Below are 22305 nucleotides of genomic sequence, written 5' to 3'. Positions count from 1 at the left end.
CAGTCGCGGCGATCGGCCCCGATTATGCCGGCGAGGGGGCCGATCAGCCCTTTAGCCGCCGAACCCGCGAGTTCCCGTGCCCGTCCGCGCCGCACCAAATCCACCGGTGCGGCCAACGGTGGCGCGGGTCATCGGCGCGGCCGTACGGGTTGCAGGCCCAGCCTTGTAGGCATTGGGTGACAGCGAGGTGCTGCCGCTCGAGCGGTTGAGCACCGTCCCGCCCGGCGTGGCAAAGCCGCCGGACGAGCGCCCGTAGAAGGGCTGCGCCCGCGCACCGCGCCCGCCGAGCATGTTGCCGAGCAGGTAGCCCGCCATCAGCGGCAGAAACACCGAGCCACCGCCGCCGGGCCGCTCCTCGACCATGCACTCGCCGCCGTGCTCGGCCTCGCACAGAGCTTGGTCGTCATAGCGCGGCGCGGTCTCGACATGCGCCTCGAGCGCCTCGCCAAAGCCGCTCTCGCAGCTTTCCTCGGTGACCCAGGTCCCTGGCCCTGCGGCCGCCTCGAGGCAGGCATCGAGCGTCGGAAAGGCGGCCGACGGCACCTCTTCGTCGCGGCAGGCGGAAAGCGTGAAGGCGGTGGCGCCGACAAGGGCGAGGCGAACGTGGCGCGAGCGCTTGCGCGAAGTGGCGGGGGTCCGGGGGCTGGCGATGGTCATGACGGTCTCCTCCTCGCGCGGGTCAGGCGCGGATGAAATGCGGCTTGAAGCGGCTCAGGTCTCGGGTGATGCGGCCGCGATCCTCGCGCAGGCCCATCCCGACGCAGGTCTCGCCCACGATCCAGGCCCCCACCACCGGGTGCATGCCGTCGAAGACCGGCAGCGGGTGGTAGGCCTGCAGGATCGCCGGGTGGCCTTCATAACTGCGGTCGGACGAACGCTCGGTGCCATCCGGCGTCACGAGGTCGATGCTCGACCCCTCGCGCGAAAACAGGGGCTTGCGCACATGGCCACCCGACAGCGCCGCGCGGGCGGCGGCGGTGTCGGCCTCATCCTCGAAGAAGGCGGGCAACAGGTTCGGGTGTCCTTCGTTAAGCCGCCACAGCACCGGCAAGATGCCCTTGTTCGACAGGATCGCCTTCCATGGCGGCTCCAGAAAATGGCAATTCGCGCCCGGCAACGCCTCGGCGAAGTCGTCGCGCAGCATGTCCTCCCACGGGTAGAGCTTGAACATCGCACCGATCACCCGGCCTTCGCCATCCGCGAACTGTCCTGCATCGGTCACACCGATCTCGGGGATCGGCACGAAATGCGCACCAAGCCCCGCTTCGCGGGCGGCCCAAGCCATGTATTCGGTTGTGGCGTAGTCCTCCGGGTCGTCGGGAAAGCAGGCGAAATGCACGTCGGTATCGGGCGCGAAAATCTCCGCCAGCCGCGCGACCAGCGCCTCGTGCAGCCCGTTGAACTGGTCCGAGCCTTGGGGCAGCTGCCCGGCCTCGACCATGTCTTCGAGCCATTGCCATTGGAATGCTGCGCTCTCGTAAAGGGCGGTCGGCGTGTCGGCGTTGTATTCCAGAAGCTTCGCGGGCCCCTCGCCGTCATGAGCGAGATCGAAACGCCCGTAAAGCTCAGGCGCGCCCGCCTCCCACGAGGCCGCGATCATGGCGCGTGCCTCTTTCGGGATCGCGAGGCGGTCCATCAGATCCTCCGAGCCCAGCACATGATCCACTGCCATACGGCACAGCCCATGCAGTTCGGTCGCGGGATCCTCGATCATGTCTTCGACCTCGGAAAGATCGAAGGCATAGACGGTTTCCTCGTCCCAGTAAGGTTCGCCATGCATGTGATGAAAGGTGAATCCCGCCTCGCGGGCCTTGTCCTCGAGATCGGGGCGGGTGCCCGTGGCGATGCGCTGCATGGTCTGTCCTCCGGCGCGCGATCCGGCGCGCCAGATGGACCTAGCGCGCGCAGCGGGCGCGGGCCAGCCCCGTGGGGCGGATCTCGGAGGATCGTGAGGATCGCTGGTGCCGGTGGGGGGACTCGAACCCCCACGCCTTGTGGGCGGCGGATTTTGAATCCGCTGCGTCTACCGTTCCGCCACACCGGCCAGCGGCACCCGCATAAACCGGGTCCACGATCCCGTCAACGTGGCTCAGATGCGATCTGCCGCAAAGGTATCGCAAGCCGCGATGCTGCCCCGCTCGTAGCCGGTGGCAAACCAGCGCTGTCGCTGCTCGGAGGTACCATGGGTGAAGCTTTCGGGCCGCACCGTGCGCCCGGCCTCGCGTTGCAGCGTATCGTCGCCGATCTGGGCGGCCGCGTTCATCGCCTCCTCGATGTCGCCCGGCTCGAGTGAGCCGAAGCGCGCCTCGGCGCGGCGGGCCCAGATGCCCGAGAAGCAATCGGCCTGAAGCTCGATACGTACCGACAGCGCGTTCGAGGTCGCCTCGTCGCTGCGCTGGCGCACGGCGTTGACCTCGCTCAGCACGCCGATCTCGTTCTGCACGTGATGCGCGACCTCATGCGCCACGACATAGGCGGCGGCAAAATCGCCCTTGGCGCCGAGCTGCCGCTCGAGCGTGGTGAAAAAGTCTGTATCGAGGAAGATCCGCTCCTCGGGCGGGCAATAGAACGGGCCCGAGGCCGCCGAAGCGCCGCCGCAGGCCGATTGCGTGGCGCCTTTGAACAACACCAGCTCGGCCGGGTCATAGGCCGCCCCGATCTCACGCTCGAAGATGTCGGCCCAGATCTCTTCGGTGTCGGCGAGGGTGACGGAGACGAACTGCGCCGCTTCCTCGTCGGCGGCGGTGATCTCGCCGCCACCGCCCTGCTGCATCTGCCCATCGTTCAGAAGCGGCGTCAGATCCACCCCGAGGAAATAGCCGACGACCACGATGGCCAGCAGGCCAAAGCCGCCCGCGCCGCCGATGGCCGCGCCGCGCCCGCCGCGCCCGCCGCTTGAGCGGCGCCTGTCGATAATGTTGCCGCTGCCCCGGCGTCCGCGCCATTTCATGAGATCGTTCTCCTCTGCCGGCGTTTGCCCGGTTGACCCCACGCCGGGGCCGTGTTCCTGAACAAGGGACGTTTCTAGAGTGATCCGGGTTCCATGCTGCGCCGTTTCTATGACATGACGATCTCGCTGGCGGCCCACCGCCACGCGCTCCCCGCCCTCGGCGCGGTGAGTTTTGCCGAATCCTCGGTCTTTCCGATCCCGCCGGACGCGCTGATGATCCCGATGATCCTCGCACGACCGCGCCGGGCCTGGCTGATCGCGTTGGTCTGCACGTTGGCCTCGGTCGTGGGGGCCCTGCTGGGTTACTGGATCGGCGCCGCGCTGTTCGATAGCGTCGGTCAATGGGTGCTCGACCTCTACGGCAAGGCAGAGAAATTCGAGGCCTTCAAGCTCAAGTACAACGACTGGGGCGCATGGGCGGTGCTGATCGCCGGCGTCACGCCGTTTCCCTTCAAGGTCATCACCATCGCCTCGGGCGTGACCGGGCTGTCGCTGCCCGTATTCATTGTATCGTCGATCGCGGCGCGCGCGGCGCGGTTCTTTCTCGTCGCAGCGATCCTGCGCTTCTTCGGCGACCCCGCGCGCGATTTCATCGAACGCCGATTGGGTCTGGTCTTCACGCTGTTCTGCGCCATGCTCTTCGCCGGATTTTACGCGACGAGGTATCTGTGAGCCGCTTTCTGACCATTCTTCTCGCCACGCTCGGCTCTGCCGCGCTTCTGGGCGGGGCCTTTTTGTTTCAGGCCTTCGGCTATCCGCCCTGTGCGATGTGCATCTGGCAACGCTGGCCGCATGGCATCGCCATCGCCGTCGGCCTGATCGCGATGATGCTGCCTGGCCGGGTGCTGCCCGTGATCGGCGCTTTGGCCGCCACGACCACCGCAGCCATCGGCATCTTCCACACCGGGGTCGAGCGCGACTGGTGGGAAGGCCCGTCGAGCTGCACCGGGTCTGGCCAGAGCCTTGGCTCGCTCTCGGGCGGCGATCTTCTGGCCACCGACGGACCGCGGCTGGTGATGTGCGACGTGGTGAGCTGGGAGCTTTTCGGCCTATCGATGGCCAGCTGGAACGCGCTGTTGTCGCTGGTGCTGGTCGCTTTGTGGATCTCGGCCCTGCGCCGCAGCTGACCACGCGGGCGACCCGAGGAAACCCCTTGCCCGCGCCCGCGCCCTCGCGCCATGATCCGCGCATGACAGATTGCATCCTTATCGGCGCCCCTGTGGACTGCGGCAAACGACGCCGCGGCTGTCTCATGGGTCCCGACGCCTACCGCACCGCCGGTCTTGCCGAGGCGCTCGCCTCGCTGGGCCACGGCGTCACCGACATCGGCAACGTCGCCCCCGACCCGGTCGAGGTGGCACCGCCCCGCAACGGCGTGATCTACGAGTTGGCGCTCAACGTCGGCTGGACCGCCGCCCTGATGCGCACGGCGCAAGAGCAGGCCCCCAAGGGCTTTCCGATCTTCATGGGGGGCGATCACGCACTGTCGCTTGGGTCGGTCGCGGGCATGGCCGCGCATGCCCAAGAGATCGGGCGTCCGCTCTTCGTGCTCTGGCTCGACGCGCACAGCGATTTCCACACCCCCGACAGCACCACCACCGGCAACCTGCACGGCACGCCTCTGGGCTATGTCACGGGACGCGAAGGCTTTGACGCCTTCCCCGCCCTGCCCGCTACCGTACCGGTCAGCCAGGTCGGCATGATCGGTCTGCGCAGCGTCGACCCCGAGGAGCGCGCAGCACTCGAGGACGGCGATGCCACGCTGGTGGACATGCGGATGATCGACGAGATCGGCATCGCGCGCCCGCTGTCGGAGTTTCTCGACAAGGTGCGATCGGCCAATGGCATCCTGCACGTGTCGCTCGACGTCGACTTCCTCGACCCGGCGGCGGCCCCAGCCGTCGGCACCACGGTTCCGGGCGGTGCCACGGTGCGCGAGGCGCATCTGGCGATGGAGATGCTGTCGGACAGCGGCCTCGTCGCCTCGCTCGACCTCGTGGAATTGAACCCTTCACTCGACGAGCGCGGTCGCACGGCGGCGCTGATGGTGGAGCTTGCGGCCTCTCTGATGGGCCGTCGCGTCTTTGATCGGCCGACTCCGCGCGGCCTCTAGGTCAATTTGCTCGCGAACGACTCCGACGGACCGGGGGCAGCGCCCCCGGGGCCTGCTCCCGGGGCGGCCCTCAATGATAGCGAAATTCACCGGTCACATTGCGCCATTCACCGGGCGAAATCATCTTGCGATGCGTAAATCGCACCGAGTGCAACGGACCTTCGATTTCCTCCTGCCAGAATTCGATGAATTCGAAGAGTTTCGGGTGGTCCGGGGCGAGGTCGTACTCTTGCCAGACGAAGCTGTTGAGCACGTGTCTGTAGTCCGGCATCCGGTAGAACAGCTCGGCCGTGGTGAGGCCGTAGCCCTTGAGCATCAGCTCGGTTTCCGAGGGTTTTGCGGGCATGGGGTGGCTCCTGCGTGGCACGCGGGCTTGACCCCGCGATTTGATTCCAGCATAAGCTCGTGAAAAGTCAATTATCTCAAATTGTTAGCCACCTGCCCTGACGGCTGCCAGCGGGGCTGGGCATCCTCTGTTGCGCCCCATATGGCGCGGGTGCTATAGGTTTGGCTCACAAGATATAGCAGTCACAAGACAGCAGGCTTTCCCCCGTGAGCGACATTCCCGACACACCTGAGACCGACGATTCCACGCCCGAGCGCCCCGTGCCTTCCGGCCCCACGGTCTCCATCGTCGAGGAGATGAAGACCTCCTATCTCGATTACGCGATGAGCGTGATCGTGAGCCGCGCGATCCCGGACCTGCGCGACGGGCTCAAGCCCGTGCACCGGCGCATTCTCTACGCGATGCATGAGACCTCGAACAGCCACGACAAGCCCTATCGCAAGTCGGCCCGCCCCGTGGGCGACGTGATGGGCAAGTATCACCCGCATGGCGACAGCGCCATTTACGACGCGCTGGTCCGCATGGCGCAGGACTTCTCGATGTCGCTGCCGCTGCTCGACGGTCAGGGCAACTTCGGCTCCATGGACGGCGACAACGCCGCTGCCATGCGCTACACCGAGGTTCGCATGGACAAGCCGGCGGCGTTCCTTCTGTCGGACATCGACAAGGACACGGTCGACTTTCAGGACAATTACGATGGCAAGGATCGCGAGCCGACCGTCCTGCCCGCGCGCTTTCCCAACATGCTGGTCAACGGCGCGGGCGGCATCGCCGTCGGCATGGCGACCAACATCCCGCCGCACAATCTGGGCGAAGTCATCGACGCCTGCCTCGCGCTGATCGACGACCCGGACCTCTCGTCCGAAGGGCTGATGGAGTTCGTCCCCGGCCCCGACTTTCCGACCGGCGGGCTGATGCTCGGCCGCTCGGGCGCGCGCAAGGCCTATCTCGAAGGCCGCGGCTCGGTGATCATCCGCTCCAAGACCCACATCGAGGAGCTGCGCAAGGACCGCTACGCCATCGTCGTCGACGAGATCCCCTATCAGGTCAACAAGGCCTCGATGATCGACCGGATCGCCGAAGCCGCGCGTGACAAGCGGATCGAGGGCATCGCGCATGTGCAGGACGAAAGCGACCGCAACGGCGTGCGCGTGGTTGTCGAGCTGAAGCGCGACGCAACCCCCGACGTGGTGCTGAACCAGCTGTTCCGCTTTACGCCGATGCAGACCTCGTTCGGCTGCAACATGCTGGCGCTCAACGGCGGGCGCCCCGAGACGCTGACGCTGCGCGGCTTTCTCACCGCCTTCCTCGACTTCCGCGAGGATGCGATTGCCCGTCGCACGGCGTATCTTCTGCGCAAGGCGCGCGAGCGCAGCCACATCCTGTGCGGCCTAGCCGCCGCGGTGTCGAACGTCGACGAGGTGGTGGCCACGATCCGCGCTTCGGCCGATGCGGGCGACGCGCGAGAGCGGCTGATGACCCGGGCCTGGCCCGCGCATGAGATCATCGAATACATCAAGCTGATCGACGATCCGCTTCATCCGGTGAACGACGACGGCACCTACAACCTCTCCGAGGCGCAGGCCCGCGCGATCCTCGAGCTGCGTCTGCAGCGCCTGACGCAGATCGGCGTGCGCGAGGTCACCGACGAGCTTCAGGAGCTAGCCGGGAAGATCCGCGACTATCTCGACATCCTGTCGTCGCGCGAGCGCATCCTGACGATCATCCGCGAAGAGCTGCAGGAGGTCCGCGACCTCTTTGCGGTGCCGCGTCGCACCGAGATCGTCGACTGGGTCGGCGACATGGAGGACGAGGACCTCATCGAGCGCGAGGACATGGTCGTCACCGTGACCCAAGGCGGCTACATCAAGCGCACGCCTCTGGCCGAGTTCCGCTCCCAGCGGCGCGGCGGCAAGGGTCTGGGCTCCATGCAGACCAAGGAAGACGACGTCGTCACCTCGCTCTTCGTGGCGAATACGCATGACCAGATGCTGTTCTTCACGACCGAGGGCATGGTCTACAAGCTGAAGTGTTGGCGGCTTCCCTTGGGCAGCCGCACCGCGCGCGGCAAGGCGATCGTCAATATCCTGCCGATCCCCACGGGTGTGTCGATCGCGGCGATCATGCCGGTCGACCGCCCCGAAGAGGACTGGTCGGACCTGCAGATCGTGTTCGCCACGAGCGCCGGCGATGTGCGCCGCAACGCGCTGTCGGACTTCACCAACGTCATGCGCAACGGCAAGATCGCGATGAAGCTGCCCGAGGATGTGACGCTGGTGAACGCGCGCATCGCCTCCGAGGACGACGACGTGATGCTGGTGACCGATTCCGGCCGCGCAATCCGCTTCCGCACCACGGATGTCCGGGTGTTCCAGGGCCGCTCCTCGACCGGCGTGCGCGGCATCCGGCTGTCGGGTGACGACCACGTAGTCTCCATGGCCGTGATCCCGCACTTCGAGGCCGAGGCCTCTGAGCGGGTGGCCTATCTCAAGATGCGCCGCGCCATGGCCGGGATCGCCGATGATGCCGAGACCGAGGATGATGACGAGGGCATCGCCGCAGGCGCGCTCAGCCCCGAGCGCTATGCCGAGATGTCGGCTTCCGAGACGCTGATCCTGACTATCTCGGCGCGTGGCACTGGCAAGCTGTCGTCGAGCCACGACTATCCGGTGCGCGGACGCGGTGGCATGGGTGTGAACGCCACCGATAAGGCGATGCGCGGCGGGCCGATCGTCTCGGCCTTCCCGGTCGAAACCGGCGACCAGATCATGCTGGTCACCTCCGCAGGCCAGTCGATCCGCGTGCCGGTGGATGGCATCTCCTTCCGCTCCCGCTCGGCAGGCGGCGTCAAGGTGTTCGACACCGGGCGCGGCGAAGAAGTCGTCTCGGTGGCGCGGATCGCCGATCAAGGTGACGCGGTCGAAGCGGCGGCGGCCGATGCGCCCGAGACGCCCGAAAGCAGCGCCGAGTGAGACAGAGCCCCGTCCGGACCACCGGACGGGGCTTTTCTTTGGGCGCGCACGGGCCTATCTGAGCGCCATGACAGAACCTCTTCATATCGTCGGCGGCGGCATGGCCGGCTCCGAAGCCGCATGGCAGGCCGCAAACGCCGGCATCCCCGTGATCCTGCACGAGATGCGCCCCAAGGTCGAAACCTTTGCACATCGCACCGGCGATCTTGCCGAGATGGTTTGCTCCAACTCCTTCCGCTCGGACGACAGCGAGCAGAACGCCGTCGGTCTTCTGCATTGGGAAATGCGCGCGGCGGGCGGCCTCATCATGTCGACCGCCGACCGGCACCGTCTGCCCGCGGGCGGCGCACTGGCGGTGGACCGCGATCCCTTCGCCGCAGACGTCACCGCGCAACTCAAGGCGCATCCGAACGTCACGGTGAGCTACGAGGAAATCTCCGAGTTGCCCGAAACCGGGCATTGGATCTTCGCCACCGGCCCGCTCACCTCGCCCTCACTGGCAGAAGCAATCTCGGCAGTGACAGGCACAGGCGCGCTCGCCTTTTTCGATGCCATCGCGCCCATCGTCTATGCCGAGAGCATCGACATGTCGAAGGCCTGGCTGCAGTCGCGTTATGACAAGGGCGAGACGGAAGAAGAGCGCACCGCCTACATCAACTGCCCGATGACCCGCGACGAGCACGAGGCCTTCATCGACGCTCTTCTGGCCGCCGACAAGGCCGAGTTTCATGAAGGCGAGACGGCGGGATACTTCGACGGCTGCCTGCCGATCGAGGTGATGGCCGAGCGCGGTCGCGAGACGCTGCGCCATGGGCCGATGAAGCCGGTTGGCCTCACCAATGCGCACGACCCCGAGAACAAGCCCTATGCCGTGGTGCAGCTGCGCCGCGACAACAAGCTCGGCACGCTCTACAACATCGTCGGCTTCCAGACCAAGATGAAGTACGGCGCGCAGACCGATGTTTTCCGTATGATTCCCGGCCTTCAGGATGCGCGTTTCGCACGGCTGGGCGGCATCCATCGCAACACCTTCCTCAACAGCCCGACGCTGCTCGATGGCGAAATGCGGCTCAAAGCCCGGCCCAATATTCGCTTCGCCGGGCAAATAACTGGCGTCGAAGGATATGTGGAGAGCGCCGCGATGGGGCTTCTGGCCGGTCGGCTCGCCGCCGCCGAGATCAAGGGTGGCACGGTGCCGATGGTGCCGCAGACGACCGCGATGGGCGCGCTGGTGACGCACATCACCGGTGGAGCCGAGGCCAAGACCTTTCAGCCGATGAACGTCAACTTCGGGCTGTTTCCGCCGCTCGACGGCGTACGCGGTGGTCGTCGCGGCCGCAAGGACCGCTACAAGGGCTATACCGACCGCGCCAAGGAAGACTGGCAGAGCTGGCTTGCCGCGCAGGAGGCGGTGATCGCCTGAACCCTTGCCCTGCGGCCCCCGGGACCACATCTCGGGGGCAACCCCAAGCGGAACGGAATTCACATGCTCTATATTCTCGCGCTTCTCCTGCCACCCGTCGCGATCATGCTGACGGGTCGCGTGATCCTCGGTCTCGTCGTGCTGGTGATCTGGTTTCCGGCGATCCTCATCTCCGGCGGTCTCGGCCATCCGATCTTTATCCTGTTGGCATGGCTGGTCATCCATCAAAGCGCGGTGAAGCGCGGCTGAATGCGTGTCACCCGTTTCGCACCTTCGCCTACCGGGCCTCTGCACCTCGGCCATGCGTTTTCGGCGCTGACAGCTGCGGCACGGGCCGAGGGCGGGACCTTCCTGCTTCGGATCGAGGATATCGACCGACAACGGTCGAAACCCGATTGGGAACGGCGGATCTATGACGATCTGCATTGGCTCGGGCTCACCTGGCCCGAGCCGGTGCTGCGCCAGTCCGACCGTCTGCCCGCATACCGCGCGGCGCTGGAACGGCTCTGGGCCGAGCGCCTGCTGTACCCCTGCACCTGCAACCGGCGCGACATCATGGATGCGGCGAGCGCGCCGCAGGAGGGCGGGCTGCGTTTCGGGCCGGACGGGGTGATCTATCCCGGCACCTGCCGAGGCCACGACCGATCCGGGCCTATCCCCGATGACGTACCACTGCGGCTTGATATCGCGCGCGCCGCTTCCCGCCTCGAAGGGCCGCTGCTTTGGACCGAAACCGGCGAGGATGCCGGTATGAGGGAAATTGCGCCCGGGACGCTGATCGAGAGCATCGGTGATCCGGTGCTGGCGCGGCGCGGAATGGGCACATCCTATCATCTCGCCGTGGTGATCGATGATGCGCGTCAAGGGGTCACCGAGGTCGTACGCGGCCGCGATCTCGTTGAGGCGACCCCGCTGCATGTGCTGCTGCAGCGGCTCATGAGGCTTCGTATTCCGGAGTTTCATCATCACCGGTTGATCCGCGACGAAACGGGCCGTCGTCTGGCCAAGCGCGATGACGCGCGCGCGATCGGGCTCTACCGCGACGAGGGGGCGCGCCCTGCCGACATTCGGCGCATGATCGCTCTCTAGGTTACTTTACTCTTCAAATACTCAAGTCCGACGCGTCGTCCCTCAGGCCATCGGCTTGGCGATCTCCACCTCGTCGCCCTGCCGCACAGCTGTGTAAAAGCAGTTGCGCCGCCCGGTGTGACAGGCGGGGCCGGACTGCTCGACCTGCAACAGCAGGCAGTCACGGTCGCAATCGACGCGCAATTCGACCAAAACCTGCTGGTTGCCCGAGGTCGCCCCCTTTTCCCAGAATTCCTGCCGGGACCGCGACCAGTAGGTCACGCGACCGCTCGCGAGGGTTTTTTCGATCGAGGCCGCGTTCATCCAGGCCATCATCAGCACCTCGCCGGTGCTGGCCTCCTGCGCGATGGCGGGGATCAGGCCTTGGGCGTCGAAGCGAAGCGTCTTGGGGTCGAACATCGGCACTAACCTTTGCATCTCGGGGCGTCGCGCCTATTTAGAGAGGCGATATCGAAGAGGCAAACATGACCGAGCGCGCCAGCGGCGAGACCGACCTGATCAAGCTCTATTCGCAGCGCATTCTCGCGCTGACGACGGAGATGCCGTTGACCGAGCGGCTGGAGGCCCCCGATGCCACGGTGCGACGCCGCGCGCCGCTGTGCGGCTCGACCGTCACGGTGGACGTGATGGTCAAGGACGGCCTGGTGACGCGCTATGGGCAGGACGTGAAGGCCTGCGCGCTGGGTCAGGCTGCGGCGGCCATTGTCGGCGGTGCGGTGATCGGGCGCGACCATGCGGAGTTGTCGCGCGCGCGCGACCAACTGCGTGCGATGCTGGCTGAGGATGGCACGGTGCCGGACGCCCCGTTCGAAGAGTTCGAGGTGCTGCAACCCGCCCGCGAGTATCGCAATCGCCACGCCTCAATCCTGCTGGCGATCGAAGCCGTCACTCAGGCGGTCGAGGAGGCCGGAGCACGGCACAGCGCCGTAGGCTGATAAAAAAAACCGCCGCGCACCCCCTAAAGGGTGGCGGCGGCAGAGGCAGGACCCTCCGGGGTTCCGGTCGCACGCCGGAGCATGGCTCCGGGCGACGGACGGGCGATCCGCCGCGATGGCCCGCGGGACTGGGCTGCGGCGACCGGAAAAGGGTCCGGGCAGATCAGATCAGGCCGGGCAGCCACAATCCGACAAACAACAGAATCATGAGAGACGCCGCGCCCAGCGCGTCGGCGACAAGGGTATCGCGAGAGCGGTTCACCACCAGTTTGAGTTCCCGTGCCATTCCGTGTCTCCTCTCTCTTCGCTCCTGTTGCCACTTTGTTCCCATATGGCGCGACACCTGTAAAGAACTTTATGAGAACATCCTGTTCCCATCAGCCCAGTGCATTGTTCTGATAAGAAAACTTCCTAACCGACCGAGATCAGCCGGATCGCCCGGTCCTGTTCCATGAGCCAGAGGAGAACACGCGCGGAACGCCCGCGTTCTCCTTCGAGAGCAGGATCATTGGTCAGCAGCGTGCGCGCATCGCTCTGGGCCAAGGCCATCAGCCCGGCGTGGCGTTCGAGATCCGCGATTCGAAAGCGCGGCAGGCCGGATTGCGCGGTGCCGATGACATCGCCCGCGCCGCGCATCGACAGATCCTCCTCGGAGATGCGAAAGCCGTCCTCGGTCTCGCGCATGATCTCGAGGCGTCTGCGCGCGGTCTCTCCCAAGGGCGGTTGGTACATCAGCAGACAGGTAGACTTGGCGCTACCGCGACCGACACGCCCACGCAGCTGATGCAACTGCGCCAGTCCGAAGTTCTCGGCCCGCTCGATCACCATGATCGAAGCGGCGGGCACGTTGACGCCGACCTCGATGACCGTGGTGGCAACAAGCACCTTGGTTTCTCCCGCGACAAAGCGGGCCATGGCGGCGTCCTTCTCGGCGGGCGGCAGCTGTCCATGCACCAGACCGACCACGCCCTCGCCCAGCGCCGCACGCAAGCGTTTGAACCGCTCCTCGGCGGCGGTCATATCCGAGACTTCGCTTTCCTCGACCAGCGGGCAGACCCAATAGGCCTGCCGCCCCTCGGCGACGGCGGCCCGCAGCTTTTCGACCACCTCGCCCAGTCGCTCGTTCGAGACGAGAGCGGTGGTGACGGGCGAACGTCCGGGCGGCTTTTCGTCAAGCACGCTCACATCCATGTCGCCGTATTGCGTAAGGGCAAGGCTGCGCGGAATCGGCGTGGCTGTCATCACCAGCACGTCGACGCTGCGCCCCTTGGCGCCAAGCTCCATACGCTGCGCGACGCCAAAGCGATGCTGCTCGTCGATCACGGCAAGACGCAGGTCGTGAAACAGCACATCCTTTTGAAACACGGCGTGGGTGCCGACAAGGATCTGTATCCGCCCCTCGGCAAGGGCTTCGAGCTTGCGGCGTCTTTCGGCCCCCTTGTCGCGCCCGGTCAGCAGTTCGATCACCACGCCCGCGCTTTCGGCGAGCGGCTGCAGCCCCTCGAGGTGTTGCCTTGCCAGAATCTCAGTCGGGGCCATCATCACGCCCTGCCCGCCCGCCTCCACGGCGACCAGCAGCGCCATCAGCGCCACCATCGTCTTGCCCGAACCGACATCGCCCTGCAGCAACCGGTTCATGCGGCTCTCGGCCCCCATGTCCTTTGCGATCTCGTCCACGGCACGGGCCTGCGCCCCCGTGGGCGCATAGGGCAAGGCGGCGAGCACACGCCTGCGAAAACGCTTGTCCCCTACGCTCGACCGCCCCGGGCTCCGACGCGCGGTGGCACGGGCGAGAGCTAGGGTCAGCTGATGTGCAAACAGCTCATCATAGGCAAGGCGCAGCCGCGCGGGGTGTGTGGCTGAGAGATCGTTAATGCTCTGCGGGCCATGCGCCTGTTCCAGCGCCTCTTTCCACGAAGGCCAGCCCTCACGCGCCTTGAGCCCCGGATCGATCCATTCGGCAAGATCGGGCGCCAGGCCCAGCGCGGAACGGGCAGCCCCGGTCATCTGTCTTTGGGTGATGCCGTTCGACAGCTGATAGACCGGCTCGAAAGCGAGGATCTCACTCTCTCGTTCAAGGGGCAGCACGTGATCGGGGTGGACCATCTGCGCCAGCCCGTCGAACAGCTCGACCTTGCCCGAGACGATGCGCCGCTCTCCCAGTGGCAGCAGGTCCGGCACATAGCTGCCGCGCGCATGAAAGAACACGAGCTGGAACGCGGTTTCGGCATCCTCGACCGTAACACGCCAAGGCCGTCCCTTGTTGGCGGGGGGATGATGGCGCACCACCTCGACCTCGACCGTCACCACGGCAGGTGGCACCACGTCGCGAATGCTGGGCTTGCGGGCGCGGTCGATGCCCGACTGCGGCAGGGTGAGCAGCACGTCGCGCGGCCGCGCCAGCCCCGCCGCCTCGAAGGCGGGCACGGTCTTGGGACCGATGCCCTTGAGCTTCTGGATATCCCCGAACAGCGGAAACAGGATCTCGGGGCGGCCCTTGATACTCATGCGTCGCCGATCAGCGAAAGCCAGCCGTCTTCGTCGAGTACCTCGACACCCAAGGCTTCGGCCTTGGTGGCCTTGGAGCCCGCGCCTGGCCCCGCGACGAGCAGGTCTGTCTTGGCCGAGACCGACCCCGCGACCTTGGCGCCAAGCTGTTCGGCGCGGGCCTTGGCCTCGGCGCGGGTCATCTTCTCGAGCGTGCCGGTGAACACCACCGTCTTGCCCGCCACGGGGCTGTCGGTCGTGTTGGGCTGCTCGGCGGGCTGGATCTCGAGCTGCGCCACGAGGCGATCGACCGAGCCGCGTTCGCCCTCCTGGCTGAGCGAGGTCACGAGGCTCACCGCCACTGTGAAGCCGATGCCGTCGATGCCGGTGATCTCGGCCCAGTGCGGGCTTTCGGGGAGCGCGGCCTTGCGCGCCTTGTCGTCCTCGGCCTGCGCGGCAGGCTCCTGCGCGGCGGCATCGACGGCAGCGATGAGCGCCTCCCACGTCGTGAAATGCCGTGCCAGCACGTTGGCCGCCACCTCGCCCACATGCGCGATGCCCAGACCGAAGAGCATCCGGCCCAGCGCCACCCGGCGCGCGGTGTCTATGGCATCGAACAGTGCGTTGGCCGACTTCTCGCCCCAGCCTTCGCGGTTCTTGAGTTGTTGTATCCCCTCCCCGTAGCGGTCGCGCAAGGTGAAGATATCGGCGGGCTCCCTAATCCAGCCATCGCGGTAGAACTGCTCGACCTGCTTGGCGCCCATGCCGTCGATGTCGAAGGCCGCGCGAGACACGAGGTGGCGCAGCTTTTCGACCGCCTGCGCGGGACAGATCAGCCCGCCGGTACAACGGCGGATCGCGTCGCCCTCCTCACGCGGTGCGGCCGAGCCGCATTCGGGGCAACGATCAGGGAACGCATAGGGAACACTGTCCTTGGGTCGCCGGGCTAAATCGACGTCGGCGATCTTGGGGATCACATCGCCCGCGCGGTAGACCTGCACCCGATCGCCTTCGCGGATGTCGCGCCCCTCGCGGATCGCCATACCCTTGGAGTCGCGACCTGCGATATAGTCCTCGTTGTGCAGCGTTGCATTTGAGACGACGACGCCGCCCACCGTCACGGGCTTGAGCCGCGCCACGGGCGAAAGCGCGCCGGTGCGGCCCACCTGGATCTCAATCTTCTCCAGCGTGGTCCAAGCCAGCTCTGCGGGGAATTTATGCGCCAGCGCCCAGCGCGGCGTGGTCGAGCGCATGCCGAGACGGCGCTGAAACGACAGGTCGTCGACTTTGTAGACGACGCCGTCGATGTCATAGCCCAGATCCGCGCGCTTCGCCTCGATCTCGCGGTAGGCTTCGACCATCCCTTCGGGCGTGTCGCAGCGCCGGGTCATCGGGTTGGTGCAAAAGCCCAAGGCCTGAAGACGCGCGATGGCGTCGAACTGGTGCGTGGCGAGCGGTTCCGACAGCTCGCCCCAAGCGTAGGCAAAGAACCGCAACGGCCGCATTTTCGTGATCTGTGGGTCGAGCTGGCGCAGTGACCCTGCGGCAGCGTTGCGCGGGTTGGCAAAGGTCTTGGAACCGCGTTCGGCGTGACGGGCGTTGAGGGCGGCAAAATCGGTGTGGCTCATATAGACCTCACCGCGCACCTCGAGCACCTCAGGTGCGCCGTCGAGCGTGTCGGGGATATCGTCGATGGTGAGCGCATTGGCGGTCACATCCTCGCCCACGGCCCCGTCACCGCGCGTGGCGGCACGCACCAAGCGCCCCTGCTCGTAGCGCAGCGACAACGACAGCCCGTCGATCTTGGGCTCGGCGGTGAAATCCAGCGGTGCGTCTTCGGCCAGACCAAGGAACTTGCGCACCCGCGTCGCGAACTCGGTGACCTCCTCATCGGTGAAGGCATTGCCCAATGACAGCATCCGCACAGCATGAGGCACCTTGCCAAAGCCGTCTGCAGGGGCGGCCCCGACCTGCTCGGAGGGGCTGTCCTCGCGCTTGAGTGCGGGGAAGCGCGCTTCAATTTCGGCGTTGCGGCGGCGCAGCGCGTCATAGTCGGCATCGCTGATTTCGGGCGTGTCCCGCTGGTGATAGGCAGCATTCGCCGCACCGATCTCGGCGGCAAGGCGGTCGACCTCCTTGCGGGCCTGAGCTTCGGTGAGTGCCGCGACCTCGATCGCCGCCAAATCCATGTCCGCCGTCAAAGCCGTCTCCCGGTCACCAGCGCGGGCCGATCCGCCCGCGCGGCGAACTTAGAAGCACGACGGCGGAGCGTCCAGATGCCGGTCCCGGTTCAGGCGCCGATGGCGAGTGGTGGCGTCTGCGACATCGGCTCGGGATCGCGCAGCACGTAGCCCCGGCCCCAGACGGTCTCGATGTAATGCTCTCCCCCCGTGGCCTGCGCGAGCTTCTTGCGGAGTTTGCAGATGAAGACGTCGATGATCTTCAACTCGGGCTCGTCCATGCCGCCATAGAGATGATTGAGGAACATCTCCTTGGTGAGTGTGGTGCCCTTGCGCAGGCTGAGAAGCTCCAGCATCTGGTACTCCTTGCCCGTGAGATGCACCGTTTGCCCGCCTGCCTCGACCGTCTTGGCGTCGAGGTTCACCGAGACCGCGCCGGTGGTGATGACCGATTGCGCATGTCCCTTGGAGCGGCGGATGATCGCATGGATGCGCGCCACCAATTCGTCGCGGTGGAACGGCTTGGTCAGGTAGTCGTCGGCCCCAAAGCCGAAGCCCTTGAGCTTGCTCTCGGTATCGTCGTCCCCCGACAGAATCAGGATCGGCGTCTCGACCCGGCTGAGCCGAAGCTGGCGCAGGACCTCATGCCCGTTCATGTCCGGCAGATGCAGGTCCAGAAGGATCAGGTCATAGTCGTAGAGCTTCGCCAGATCGATCCCTTCCTCGCCCATGTCGGTGGCATAGACGTTCAGATTCGCATGAGTGAGCATCAACTCGATGCTTTTCGACGTGGCCGGGTCATCCTCGACTAGCAAGACGCGCATTCCATCCCCTCCGTGATCGGCTTGACCGTTGCAGCGCAGTAAGCCAGTTGACGGTTAATTCCGTGTTACCCTAGGGCAACTCTGCAGCCTCATCCTGTGGTTGTCTATACTTTTGTACAGTGGTGGCCTTGAGGGCCACTGTTCCGTAACGTCCGACCAGCCGTTCCCAGCTTTTCAGCTCCTCCTCGGAGAGGCCGTAGGTCTCGATCGCATAGTCCCGCGAGATCAGCCCGGCGGTGATCGCCAGCAACAATTGCGCCTTGCGCGATGCGACCCAGCGCTCGGTGTCCGGTGCCGGCAGATCGGCACGCGTCATGACGCGACCGTCAGGCAGCGTCACCGCCCGACGACCCTCGATTTTCTTCAGATACATTCTCACCCTCCGTTCACCCCGAGGCAGAGCCTGCCAAAACGGCGCTAAGGAGCCGTGAAGCGGGGGGTTGAGAATGGGTGCCATTTTCATATATTGCAGCGCGATCACCCGCCTCGCGCGCCTCCCCTCCCTCCCGCGCCAAGGATCGCCCCATGCCGCTCGATACCGCTCTCAATTCGCTGGGCTTCGCCAAGCCCGCCTCGGAAACCCGCGTCGTCGTGGCGATGTCCGGCGGCGTCGACAGCTCGGTCGTGGCCGCCCAGCTCAAGGAAGAGGGCTATGACGTCGTGGGCGTGACGCTGCAGCTCTACGACCACGGCGCGGCGCTGGCCAAGAAGGGCGCCTGCTGCGCGGGGCGCGATATCCACGACGCGCGGCGCGTGGCCGAGGCCATGGGCTTTCCGCACTACGTGCTGGATTACGAGAATACCTTTCGCGAGGCGGTGATCGACGAGTTCGCCGACAGTTACCTCGCCGGTGCGACGCCGGTGCCCTGCATCCGCTGCAATGAGCGGGTGAAGTTCAAGGACCTGTTGGCGACGGCCAAGGATCTCGACGCCGATTGCATGGCGACCGGGCATTACATTCGTCGCGAAATGGGCGAGGTCGGGGCCGAGTTGCATTCCGCCGCCGATGCGAACCGCGACCAGAGCTATTTCCTGTTCTCCACCACCCAAGAACAGCTCGATTACCTGCGTTTTCCCCTAGGCGGGTTGGCCTCCAAGGCCGAAACGCGGGCACTCGCGGCACGCTACGGTCTGTCGGTCGCCGACAAGCCCGACAGCCAGGACATCTGCTTCGTGCCTGACGGCAACTATGCCGCCGTGATCGAAAAGCTGCGGCCCGGTGCGGCCGAGCCGGGCGAGATCGCGCATGTCGACGGGCGCGTCTTGGGCGAGCATCGTGGACTGATCCATTACACCGTTGGCCAGCGCCGTGGTCTTGGCATCGGCGGGCTCGACGAGCCGCTCTATGTCGTGAAGCTCGACGTCGAGGCGCGCCGCGTCATCGTCGGCCCCAAGGAGATGCTGGCGACCCGCCGGGTGCCGCTGCGCGAGATCAACTGGATCGGTGGCGGTGTCTTCACGGATGTTGCCGAGCGCGAGGTGCTGGTACGCGTCCGCTCGACTCGCCCGCCCGCGCCCGCAGTGATCCGCCCGATCAGCGCGACCGAGGCCGAGGTCGAGCTTCTCTCGCCCGAGCAGGGTGTATCGCCGGGTCAGGCCTGCGTGTTCTACGCCCCCGAAGGCACCCGCGTGCTGGGTGGCGGCTGGATCTGGAAGGGTCGCTGAGGCGGCATTTCTCGACGAGTCTTCTCGAATTCTTCGCAGAAACCTGTCAGCTCGCGCGGTCGAGGATCGCGCGGGCCGCGCGGTGCCCCGGCGCCTCGCCCCCCGCGCCGAGCCGCAGCATCGTTTCGCGCAGCGCAGCGCGCTGGGCCTCGGGGCGTTCCAGCACCCGCAGCAGCGCCCGGCCGATCGGCTCCGGGCGGCACGCGTTACCGATGTATTCCGGCACCGCCCGCGTCTCGCTCACCAAATTCACCAGCGTCACCGTGTCGGTGAGCAGCATCCGCCCGATGATCTGCCGCGATATCCAGCCCATGTCATAGGCCACGACCATCGGCGTGTCCGCCGCCGCCAGTTCCAGTGACACTGTGCCCGACGCCGCAAGTGCCACGTCGGCGGCGCGGAAGGCCGCGCGCTTTTCCGATCCGTCCGCGTCCTCGGCGGGATCGATCAGCAACGGCGCGACCGACCAATGGCGAGTCTCGGCGCGGACCAGATCGATCACGGGGGCGGCGCAGGGCAGAACCACGCGCGCCTCCGGCAACGCCGCCTGCACCCGCGCCAGCGCCGCGCCGAAGGTCTCGGACAGGCGCTGCACCTCGCCCCGGCGCGATCCGGGAAGCGCCAAGACCAGCGGCGCATCTGCGATGCCGTGCCGGTCGCGAAAGGCGCGGGCGTCTTTGTCACTGGCCTGCGGATCGGTGACGACCGGGTGGCCGACAAAGTCGCACTCCATCCCGGCGGCTTCCATGTAGGGCGGCTCGAACGGCAGCAGCGCCAGCACCTGATCGATGCTGCGCGCCATCTTCGCTGCCCGTCCGGGCCGCCAGGCCCACACGCTGGGGGCGACGTAATGCACGCAGCGCACGGGCGCGCCCGCCGCCTTGACCCTCCGCGCGACGCGCAGGCAGAAGTCGGGGCTGTCGATGGTGAGCAGGATATCGGGACGTGTCTCGATCACCGCTCGCGCCGTCTCGTCGAGGCGGCGCATCAGGTGGCGGTAGCGCGGCAGCACTTCGGCGATGCCCATGACCGACAGCTCCTGCATCGGAAAGCGGCTCTTGAGCCCTTCGCCCGCCATACCGGGACCGCCGATGCCGTCGAAGGTCACCTCCGGCGCGAGTTGCTTCAGCCCGGCCATCACCGCCCGACCCAAACGGTCGCCCGACGGCTCGCCCGCGATGAAGAAGACCCTCATGCGCGCACCATCAGTGCGATGCCGAAGCGGTCGGCGACCGCGACAGTGGCGTCGCGGTCCAGCACCATGACGCCGCCCGCCTCGATCGCGACGGCCGACAGCCCCGCGCGTGCCGCGCCCTCGACCGTGCCGGGGCCGATCACCGGCAGGTCGGCGCGGCGGTCCTGAGCGGGCTTTGGAGCCTTGTAGAGCAGCCCCCCGCTCGCCATTCCGCCTGACAGGCTCTCCAGCATCCAATCGGTGCCCGGGAGAGCTTCGACCGCGATGCACAGCCCGCCGCGCACCACACAGGCCTGACCGACATCGGCTTGGGCCATGGCACGGTGGATCGAGGCCGCGCGTTCCGCATCGGCCTCATGCGCGGGTGTGAACGGCACGGCTCCCATCGGACCGGGGTCGGGCAGAAGCTCGGGCGCGATCTCATGGGCGGCGCGCAGGGCGAAGCCCTCACCCTCCAAAAGCGCCATGACAGCCCGAAGCGTGGCATCGTCGCCCTGTCCCATGGCAGCCATCAGGCGCGGCACGAGGGGGGCTGTGGCGGCGTCAATGGCGGCGGGGTCGATCTCGGGACGGGTCATCGCACCGGCGAGGCAGATCTCGTCCACCCCGCGCGCATGCAGATCGGCCAGAAGCGTGCCCAGCGTTTCGATCCGGTAGCCGAGACGCGCGGCCCCCTCGGGCGCCGTCACCGGCACGCCCGCCATTTCGCAGACCAGCGCCTCGGGGCGGTGCGCGAGGATCGCGGAGGGCAGCGCCCCGGTCCCGGCAAGGAGCGCCAGCATCGCCTCAGCCCTGTGGCGTCAGGAACTGCCGGTCGCTCTGGCCCGAGACGAACTCCGACAGCTCGCGCACGAGGTCGCTTTCGGTGGCCGAGAGACCGGCAGCGCGTTCGTGGAACGTGCCGTCGCCATCCTTCAGAGCGCGAAAGGCCCCGCGCAGCGCCGTGATTTCCTCGCGCGAGGTGCCACGCCGTTTAAGACCGACGAGGTTCAGCCCGTCGAGCCGCCCGCGCGGGCCTTGGACAAGACCGAAGGGGATGACGTCGTTCGTCACCATCGTCACCGCGCCGATGATCGCGCCGCGACCGATGCGCACCCATTGGTGGATACCGCAGAGTCCACCGACGATCACGTCATCGCCGATCACGCAATGGCCCGCCACGCTGGCATGGTTGACGAGGATCACCCGGTCGCCCACGCGCACGTCATGCGCCACGTGGCATCCCGCCATCAGCAGGCAATCGTCGCCCACGCGCGTCTCGCCACCGCCACCGGCGGTGCCGGTGTTGATTGTCACGTGTTCACGGATCCGGTTGCGCGCGCCGATGCGTAGCCGGGTGCGCTCGCCTCCAAACTTGAGGTCCTGCGGAATCTCACCGATAACCGCGAAGGAGAATACCACCGTGTCCGCGCCGATCTCGGTGTCGCCGGTAACGACGACGTGGCTCTTGAGCTCGACGCCGTCGCCCAGCACGACCTGTGGGCCGACATGGCAGAACGGGCCGATGCGACAGTTGTCACCGATCCGAGCGCCATCTTCGATTACAGCCGATGGGTGGACATCGCTCATCAGCCCTGCAGGTCCATCATCGCGGTGAATTCAGCCTCGGCGGCCATTTCGCCGTCGACGGTGGCCACGCCCTTGAAGCGCCAGACCTTGCCGCCCGGCTTGCCGCGCGTGGTTTCGACTTTCATCAGAAGCTGGTCGCCGGGAACGACCTTGCGGCGGAACTTGGTGTTGTCGATGCCCATGAAGTAGATGAGCATGTTGCCGTCCACGAGACCCATGGTCGTGCCGACCATCACTGCCGCCGTCTGAGCCATCGCTTCGATGATGGTAACGCCGGGCATGATCGGGTTGCCGGGGAAATGCCCTTGAAAATGCGGCTCGTTCATCGTGACGTTCTTGATGCCCGTCGCGCTCGTGGTGCCTTCGATGTCGACCACGCGGTCGACCAGCAGGAAGGGATAGCGATGCGGCAGGATGCGCTGGATCAACTGGATATCGGCGGTGGTGGGCGTGCCCGTCTCGGGGGTGTCGGTCATGTTCTCGGGTCCTTCCCGTCGTGGGCATATGTCGCGAACTGAGTAGCAAGACGCGCCAGAAGCGGCAAGCCACGCGGGCCG

General features: G+C 66.5%; 23 protein-coding genes and 1 tRNA gene. 9 read left to right on the top strand and 15 right to left on the bottom strand.

Annotation, left to right across the window (positions count from 1 at the left end):
- Positions 1 to 51 precede the first annotated feature (51 nt).
- From AADJ02_RS11530 to AADJ02_RS11515, 4 genes are all read right to left on the bottom strand, one after another.
- A complete protein-coding gene (locus tag AADJ02_RS11530) occupies positions 52 to 657 on the bottom strand; it encodes a DUF1190 domain-containing protein (protein ID WP_341213155.1) in 606 nt (201 codons plus the stop codon).
- 22 nt (positions 658 to 679) lie between these two features.
- On the bottom strand, positions 680 to 1855 hold the full coding sequence (locus AADJ02_RS11525) for a glutathionylspermidine synthase family protein (protein WP_341213154.1): 1176 nt from the start codon (positions 1853 to 1855) through the stop codon (positions 680 to 682).
- 104 nt (positions 1856 to 1959) lie between these two features.
- Positions 1960 to 2044 (bottom strand) — tRNA-Leu (locus AADJ02_RS11520).
- Between the two features lie 45 nt (positions 2045 to 2089).
- Positions 2090 to 2950, bottom strand: a complete 861-nt coding sequence (locus AADJ02_RS11515; RefSeq protein ID WP_341213153.1) for a neutral zinc metallopeptidase — start codon at positions 2948 to 2950, stop codon at positions 2090 to 2092.
- Positions 2951 to 3043: 93 nt separating this feature from the next.
- Here AADJ02_RS11515 and AADJ02_RS11510 point away from each other — a divergent pair, with 93 nt between their 5' ends.
- The 3 genes from AADJ02_RS11510 (at position 3044) to rocF (ending at position 5063) form a co-directional block, all read left to right on the top strand.
- Complete coding sequence (locus tag AADJ02_RS11510) at positions 3044 to 3622, top strand: YqaA family protein (protein WP_341213152.1); 579 nt, start codon at positions 3044 to 3046, stop codon at positions 3620 to 3622.
- Positions 3619 to 4077: a disulfide bond formation protein B gene (locus tag AADJ02_RS11505; protein ID WP_341213151.1), complete on the top strand. Its 459-nt coding sequence runs from the start codon at positions 3619 to 3621 to the stop codon at positions 4075 to 4077. The genes AADJ02_RS11510 and AADJ02_RS11505 overlap by 4 nt, the downstream gene beginning before the upstream one ends.
- 62 nt (positions 4078 to 4139) lie before the next feature.
- Positions 4140 to 5063 carry an arginase gene (gene rocF, locus AADJ02_RS11500; protein ID WP_341213150.1) on the top strand — a complete coding sequence of 308 codons (924 nt, stop codon included), beginning with the start codon at positions 4140 to 4142 and terminating at the stop codon, positions 5061 to 5063.
- Between the two features lie 70 nt (positions 5064 to 5133).
- Here rocF and AADJ02_RS11495 read toward each other — a convergent pair whose 3' ends face one another.
- The gene (locus AADJ02_RS11495) at positions 5134 to 5409 is read right to left on the bottom strand and encodes an usg protein (protein ID WP_341213149.1); all 276 of its coding nucleotides are present in this window, start codon (positions 5407 to 5409) and stop codon (positions 5134 to 5136) included.
- A gap of 206 nt (positions 5410 to 5615) precedes the next feature.
- Between AADJ02_RS11495 and gyrA the strand changes: the two genes are divergently transcribed.
- The 4 genes from gyrA to gluQRS all read left to right on the top strand — a co-directional run bounded on the left by gyrA (position 5616) and on the right by gluQRS (position 10893).
- The gene (gene gyrA / locus AADJ02_RS11490; RefSeq protein WP_341213148.1) at positions 5616 to 8381 is read left to right on the top strand and encodes a DNA gyrase subunit A; all 2766 of its coding nucleotides are present in this window, start codon (positions 5616 to 5618) and stop codon (positions 8379 to 8381) included.
- A 67-nt stretch (positions 8382 to 8448) separates the two neighbouring features.
- A complete protein-coding gene (trmFO, locus tag AADJ02_RS11485; protein WP_341213147.1) occupies positions 8449 to 9804 on the top strand; it encodes a methylenetetrahydrofolate--tRNA-(uracil(54)-C(5))-methyltransferase (FADH(2)-oxidizing) TrmFO in 1356 nt (451 codons plus the stop codon).
- Between the two features lie 63 nt (positions 9805 to 9867).
- Positions 9868 to 10053 carry a hypothetical protein gene (locus AADJ02_RS11480; protein WP_021694668.1) on the top strand — a complete coding sequence of 62 codons (186 nt, stop codon included), beginning with the start codon at positions 9868 to 9870 and terminating at the stop codon, positions 10051 to 10053.
- Positions 10054 to 10893, top strand: coding sequence for a tRNA glutamyl-Q(34) synthetase GluQRS (gene gluQRS / locus AADJ02_RS11475; RefSeq protein WP_341213146.1), 840 nt, complete (start codon positions 10054 to 10056; stop codon positions 10891 to 10893).
- A gap of 42 nt (positions 10894 to 10935) precedes the next feature.
- Here the strand turns inward: gluQRS and hisI are convergent, their stop codons facing one another.
- Complete coding sequence (gene hisI, locus AADJ02_RS11470) at positions 10936 to 11292, bottom strand: phosphoribosyl-AMP cyclohydrolase (protein WP_341213145.1); 357 nt, start codon at positions 11290 to 11292, stop codon at positions 10936 to 10938.
- Between the two features lie 65 nt (positions 11293 to 11357).
- On the opposite strand from hisI, the gene AADJ02_RS11465 reads away from it, so the two are divergent.
- Positions 11358 to 11828, top strand: a complete 471-nt coding sequence (locus AADJ02_RS11465; protein WP_341213144.1) for an iron-sulfur cluster assembly scaffold protein — start codon at positions 11358 to 11360, stop codon at positions 11826 to 11828.
- A 163-nt stretch (positions 11829 to 11991) separates the two neighbouring features.
- On the opposite strand, the gene AADJ02_RS11460 is transcribed toward AADJ02_RS11465, so the two are convergent.
- The 5 genes from AADJ02_RS11460 to AADJ02_RS11440 all read right to left on the bottom strand — a co-directional run bounded on the left by AADJ02_RS11460 (position 11992) and on the right by AADJ02_RS11440 (position 17692).
- Positions 11992 to 12114, bottom strand: coding sequence for a hypothetical protein (locus tag AADJ02_RS11460; protein ID WP_341213143.1), 123 nt, complete (start codon positions 12112 to 12114; stop codon positions 11992 to 11994).
- A 125-nt stretch (positions 12115 to 12239) separates the two neighbouring features.
- Positions 12240 to 14336 (bottom strand): ATP-dependent DNA helicase RecG, encoded by a 2097-nt coding sequence (recG, locus tag AADJ02_RS11455; RefSeq protein ID WP_341213142.1) that lies wholly within the window; start codon positions 14334 to 14336, stop codon positions 12240 to 12242.
- Positions 14333 to 16504, bottom strand: a complete 2172-nt coding sequence (gene ligA / locus AADJ02_RS11450; protein WP_341213141.1) for an NAD-dependent DNA ligase LigA — start codon at positions 16502 to 16504, stop codon at positions 14333 to 14335. The genes recG and ligA overlap by 4 nt, the downstream gene beginning before the upstream one ends.
- 101 nt (positions 16505 to 16605) lie before the next feature.
- Entirely contained in the window at positions 16606 to 17319 is a 714-nt protein-coding gene (locus AADJ02_RS11445; RefSeq protein ID WP_341213140.1) for a response regulator transcription factor, read from the bottom strand.
- A gap of 70 nt (positions 17320 to 17389) precedes the next feature.
- A complete protein-coding gene (locus tag AADJ02_RS11440; RefSeq protein WP_341213139.1) occupies positions 17390 to 17692 on the bottom strand; it encodes a DUF1153 domain-containing protein in 303 nt (100 codons plus the stop codon).
- Between the two features lie 152 nt (positions 17693 to 17844).
- Here AADJ02_RS11440 and mnmA point away from each other — a divergent pair, with 152 nt between their 5' ends.
- Positions 17845 to 18984 (top strand): tRNA 2-thiouridine(34) synthase MnmA, encoded by a 1140-nt coding sequence (mnmA, locus tag AADJ02_RS11435; protein ID WP_341213138.1) that lies wholly within the window; start codon positions 17845 to 17847, stop codon positions 18982 to 18984.
- A gap of 46 nt (positions 18985 to 19030) precedes the next feature.
- On the opposite strand, the gene lpxB is transcribed toward mnmA, so the two are convergent.
- From lpxB to fabZ, 4 genes are read right to left on the bottom strand one after another with little or no spacing between them, the layout of a single operon-like run.
- Complete coding sequence (gene lpxB, locus AADJ02_RS11430) at positions 19031 to 20179, bottom strand: lipid-A-disaccharide synthase (RefSeq protein WP_341213137.1); 1149 nt, start codon at positions 20177 to 20179, stop codon at positions 19031 to 19033.
- Positions 20176 to 20961: a UDP-2,3-diacylglucosamine diphosphatase LpxI gene (gene lpxI / locus AADJ02_RS11425; RefSeq protein WP_341213136.1), complete on the bottom strand. Its 786-nt coding sequence runs from the start codon at positions 20959 to 20961 to the stop codon at positions 20176 to 20178. The genes lpxB and lpxI overlap by 4 nt, the downstream gene beginning before the upstream one ends.
- A gap of 4 nt (positions 20962 to 20965) precedes the next feature.
- A complete protein-coding gene (gene lpxA, locus AADJ02_RS11420; protein WP_341213135.1) occupies positions 20966 to 21748 on the bottom strand; it encodes an acyl-ACP--UDP-N-acetylglucosamine O-acyltransferase in 783 nt (260 codons plus the stop codon).
- Positions 21748 to 22224 (bottom strand): 3-hydroxyacyl-ACP dehydratase FabZ, encoded by a 477-nt coding sequence (gene fabZ, locus AADJ02_RS11415; protein ID WP_341213134.1) that lies wholly within the window; start codon positions 22222 to 22224, stop codon positions 21748 to 21750. Before fabZ ends, lpxA begins: the two co-directional genes overlap by 1 nt.
- Positions 22225 to 22305 lie beyond the last annotated feature (81 nt).

This window comes from uncultured Limimaricola sp. (assembly GCF_964022235.1).
Lineage (GTDB): Bacteria > Pseudomonadota > Alphaproteobacteria > Rhodobacterales > Rhodobacteraceae > Limimaricola.
Note: the sequence above shows the minus strand (reverse complement) of the source record. Positions and strands in the feature narration are given on the sequence as shown.